Source organism: bacterium, assembly GCA_035703895.1.
Classification (GTDB): domain Bacteria; phylum Sysuimicrobiota; class Sysuimicrobiia; order Sysuimicrobiales; family Segetimicrobiaceae; genus Segetimicrobium.
In genome coordinates this window covers 1-3,858 of record DASSXJ010000305.1, presented here as the reverse complement: position 1 = coordinate 3,858, position 3,858 = coordinate 1, and the positions used below count along the sequence as shown (strand labels likewise).

4 protein-coding genes are annotated in these 3,858 nt (G+C 65.7%); 3 read left to right on the top strand and 1 reads right to left on the bottom strand.

Going from position 1 to position 3,858, the window contains the following annotated elements; genetic code table 11:
- Window positions 1-225: 225 nt before the first annotated feature.
- The 3 genes from VFP86_19985 to VFP86_19975 are packed head-to-tail and all read left to right on the top strand — an operon-like array spanning window position 226 to window position 3,485.
- Window positions 226-1,470, top strand: coding sequence for a sugar ABC transporter substrate-binding protein (locus tag VFP86_19985; protein ID HET9001932.1), 1,245 nt, complete (start codon window positions 226-228; stop codon window positions 1,468-1,470).
- Between the two features lie 28 nt (window positions 1,471-1,498).
- Window positions 1,499-2,497 carry a GNAT family N-acetyltransferase gene (locus VFP86_19980; GenBank protein ID HET9001931.1) on the top strand — a complete coding sequence of 333 codons (999 nt, stop codon included), beginning with the start codon at window positions 1,499-1,501 and terminating at the stop codon, window positions 2,495-2,497.
- Window positions 2,498-2,549: 52 nt separating this feature from the next.
- Window positions 2,550-3,485 (top strand): acetamidase/formamidase family protein, encoded by a 936-nt coding sequence (locus VFP86_19975; protein ID HET9001930.1) that lies wholly within the window; start codon window positions 2,550-2,552, stop codon window positions 3,483-3,485.
- Between the two features lie 96 nt (window positions 3,486-3,581).
- Here VFP86_19975 and VFP86_19970 read toward each other — a convergent pair.
- A partial coding sequence (locus tag VFP86_19970; protein HET9001929.1) for a cupin domain-containing protein occupies window positions 3,582-3,858 on the bottom strand: 277 nt, incomplete at its 5' end.

Sequence of the window (3,858 nt, the reverse complement as noted above, 5' to 3'; positions counted from 1 at the left end):
GCGACGCGCCTGCGCGATCGGTGCGAGGTTGACCACAACCCCGCCGGTCCTTAGTCGCGGAACATATTTGGCACGTTAGGCCCTCGCCGAGCACACCTCTAGCCTTTCTCAGACCAGCATCTGGTCTCGTCTTCCCGAACGACCGAGCGCATCAAGCAGTTGCTCTATCCCGTGAGCTACAACGACACAAGGAACGGATCTCCGTGCCGCCGAAAGCGCCGGGCAATGAGACGCCGCCTCACCGCCGTCGCAATGCTTGCTCTCCTGCTCGGGGCTGGCGCCGCCTCCGCGGCACCGCAGGCGCAGCTCGAGTTTTGGACGATCGCCCTCCAGCCGTTGCTCACGGCTTACGCTCAGGGCATGATCGACCGGTACGAGCACGCGCATCCTGGCGTGCGCGTCCGGTGGATCGACCTCCAGATGCAGGCCCTCGATCAGAAACTCCTGGCTGCGATCGCGGGAGGCGTCGCCCCCGATGTCGTCAACCTGAATACCGAGATCACCATCCGGATGGTCCAAGCCCACGCACTCGTGGACATGGACGCCGCCGTCCCGGCGGCCGCCAGGGCCCGCTACTTCCCCAACATCTGGGCGTCGCTGCGCGTCCGAGAGCGCGCTTACGGGATTCCCTGGTACGTGGAACCCGGTGTCCTCGCCTACAACCAGGCGCTGTTCCGGCGCGCCGGATTGGATCCCACCCATCCGCCGGCAACCATGGACGCGTATATCCAGACCGCAGTCACGATCAAGCAGAAAACCGGCGTGTACGGGTTCATGCCGAACGTCGACAAGATCCGGCTGCTCACGCTGTTCCAGGAGGAGGGGCTGCCGGTACTCAGCCCGGACCGGCGCCGCGCGGTCTTCGACAGCCCGGCCCATGTCGCGCTGCTCGCGCGGTACGTTGACCTGTTCAAGCACGACATGTTCCCGACCGATACGCTCCAGCGCGGGTACCTCGGGGCCACGGAGCGGTACGCGGCCGGGCAGCTGGCGATGCTCGCGATCGGAGCGGAGTTTGTCCTCCGGGTTCGCTCAGACGGCCCGGACGTCTACCGCGAGACTCTGGTCGCCCCGGCGCCGCTCGGGCGGGGGCAGGTGCTCGACCTGCCGACGATGGACCTGGTTGTGCCGCTGGCGAGCCGCCATCGCACCGCGGCGGTGGATTTTGCGCTGTTCGTCACGAACGATGAGAATCAGCTCGCGCTCTCCCATGTTGTCGTGGCCTTTCCCTCTACCCGGGCCGCCGCGACCGACCCGTACTTCACGCGAGCCGGCACCACCCCCGAAGACCGCGGCCGCGCGATCGCTGCGAGGGAGCTCGGGATTGCGCGGGACCTCACCGTGGTGACGGCGCACAGCGATGAGCTCTTCCGCATCTTCCGCGACGCGGTGGAGAACGCGTTCTTCGGCCGGATGACGCCTCAGCAGGCCCTTTCGTGGGCGGCCAGGGAGTGGAACAGCCGGCTTTGACCGAGGCGAGCCTCGAGGTGGTGGTGTTGTGATCGGAAGGGCGCGTACGATTCCGGGCCTGCGCCTCGTCGCATATCGCCCCTCAATGCTCCAACAGGTGCTCAACGTCTGGAACGCCGCGCTCGGCGAACGGTTTCCCCTCTCGCGGGAACTGTTTCTGCAAAACGGCGTACGCGATCCGCACGTCGACCCCAAAGCGTGCTGGCTGGCGAAGGTTCCCGGACGTCCCGACGCCGTCGGACTCTGTCTGGCGAAAATCGTGCGGGAACCGCTCGGGGCGGATGGGTGGCTTCCGCAGCAAGGTTGGGTGAGCCTCCTCGCCGTGCATCCAACCTATCAGCGCCGCGGCATCGGGGCGGCCCTGCTTGCCCGCGCGGAGCAGTATCTGGGGGCGCAGCGGCGCGACATGATCACGCTGGGGGGCGACCCCAATCACTTCCTTCCCGGAGTGCCGGCGGACGAGGGCGCGCTGGCATTTTTTCGCACGGCCGGTTATGTCTTCGTCGGAGATGCCTACGACCTTCGGCGTACAGTGAGCCGCCCGGCTGCCATGGTGGATGACAGGGCGCTGTACGCGGAGAGCGGGGTGGCGATCCGCCCGCTGGATCCGGAGGACAAGGCCCATCTGCTGACATTCCTCGACGAGGTTTTCCCCGGCAGGTGGCGTTACACCGTCGGCCGCTTTCTTTGCGAGGGCGGGTCGATCGGCGACATCATGGGCGTGGTGCGCACGAAGCAGGTGGTGGGCTTCGCGCAATTGTTCCACCCTGGCTCCCCGCGGATCGGACCGAGCCTCAACTGGACGTGGGACACCGGCCGGCGCGCCGGCGGGATCGGCCCCATCGGCCTTGATCCGAGCTTCCGCGGTCGCGGTCTCGGGCTGATGTTGCTCCGTCACGCGGTCCGGCATCTCGCGCAGATCGGCGTAGAGGAAGTGGTGGTGGATTGGACGTCGCTCATCGACTTTTACGGCCGGTTGGGGTTCTCCCTGTGGCGACACTACCGCCAAGGGGAGAAGCGCATGTGAGCGCTGCGAACGCGCTTAGGCCTAGACGACGCCTGTGGGTGGAGGGAGTGCGATGGGAACGACCCGCTACTTTCCGGTGGACAAGGCCCACTTTACCTGGGACGTGAGGCACGAGCCGGTGATGGTAATCGACAGCGGCGATATCGTGGTCGTGCGCACGCGCGATGTGAGCGACAATCAGATCACGCCGGCATCGACGGTCTCGACGCTGGCCACGCTCGACTGGGAACGCGTCTATCCCTTGAGCGGTCCGATCCATATGAACGGCGCGGGGCCGGGCGATTCGCTCGCAATAGAAATCCTCGACATCCACACCGAGGGGTGGGGATGGGCTGCGATCCTCACGGGGTTCGGGCTGCTGGCCGAGGACTTCAAAACGCCCTACCTGCGCATCTTCGACCTCACCAACGGTGACGCCGCTTACCTCCGCGATGATATCGCCGTTCCAATCGAACCCTTCTTTGGCACGATGGGCGTCTGTCCGGCCGGCGCGAGCAAACAGGCCGTGATGCCGCCAGGGATCTTCGGGGGGAACATGGACACCCGCCAGATCACGCGCGGGGCGACACTCTACCTGCCGGTCCAAGTTGAGGGCGCCCTATTCAGCTGCGGCGATGCCCACGCCGCGCAGGGTGATGGCGAAGTGTGCGTCACCGGCATCGAGGCGCCCATGTACGCTGCGTTGCGCTTCACACTCCAGAAAGGCCGGCGAATCCCCGCGCCACAGTTCGTCACCCCCGGACCGCTCGTTCCGCGGGTGAATGACGGAGGATGGTACGGGACGACCGGGGTCGGGCCGGATCTCTACAAGGCAGCCCAAGAGGCGGTTCGGGCGATGATCGCGCACCTGTCGGAAACATACCACCTCTCGGCCGAGGACGCCTACATCCTTGCGAGCCTCTGTGTGGACATGAAGATCTCCGAGATCGTCGATGCGGGACAGTATATCGTGAGCGCGTTGCTGCCGTTGGCGGTGTTTCGCAGGTGACTCACCGCCTGTACGTGAGCTCCTCGCCGTTGCCCAGGGGCACGGTCAGGATCCCAAGAAACTGCCCGGTCTCGGGACGATTCATCGATCCGGGCTCTACCGGGATCCGCGATCTCGTGGCGGGCTCAGGAACGCGACCATCGCCGCCGCAACCGTTCCAACGACTCGGAAGTGATGCTCCACGTCCGGTGGAATGATCACCGTCTCTCCCGGGGTCAATTCCTGTTTGGTGGCGTGGTCTGCCCCAAGGCATACCTCCAGTCGTCCGCTCAATACATAGTTGATCTGCTCGTTTGCGTGCCGGTCCACCGAGGTGATCGCCCCCGGCTGAAGCTCGACGTAGTTCTGGGTCATACGCTCCCCCGAAACGGTC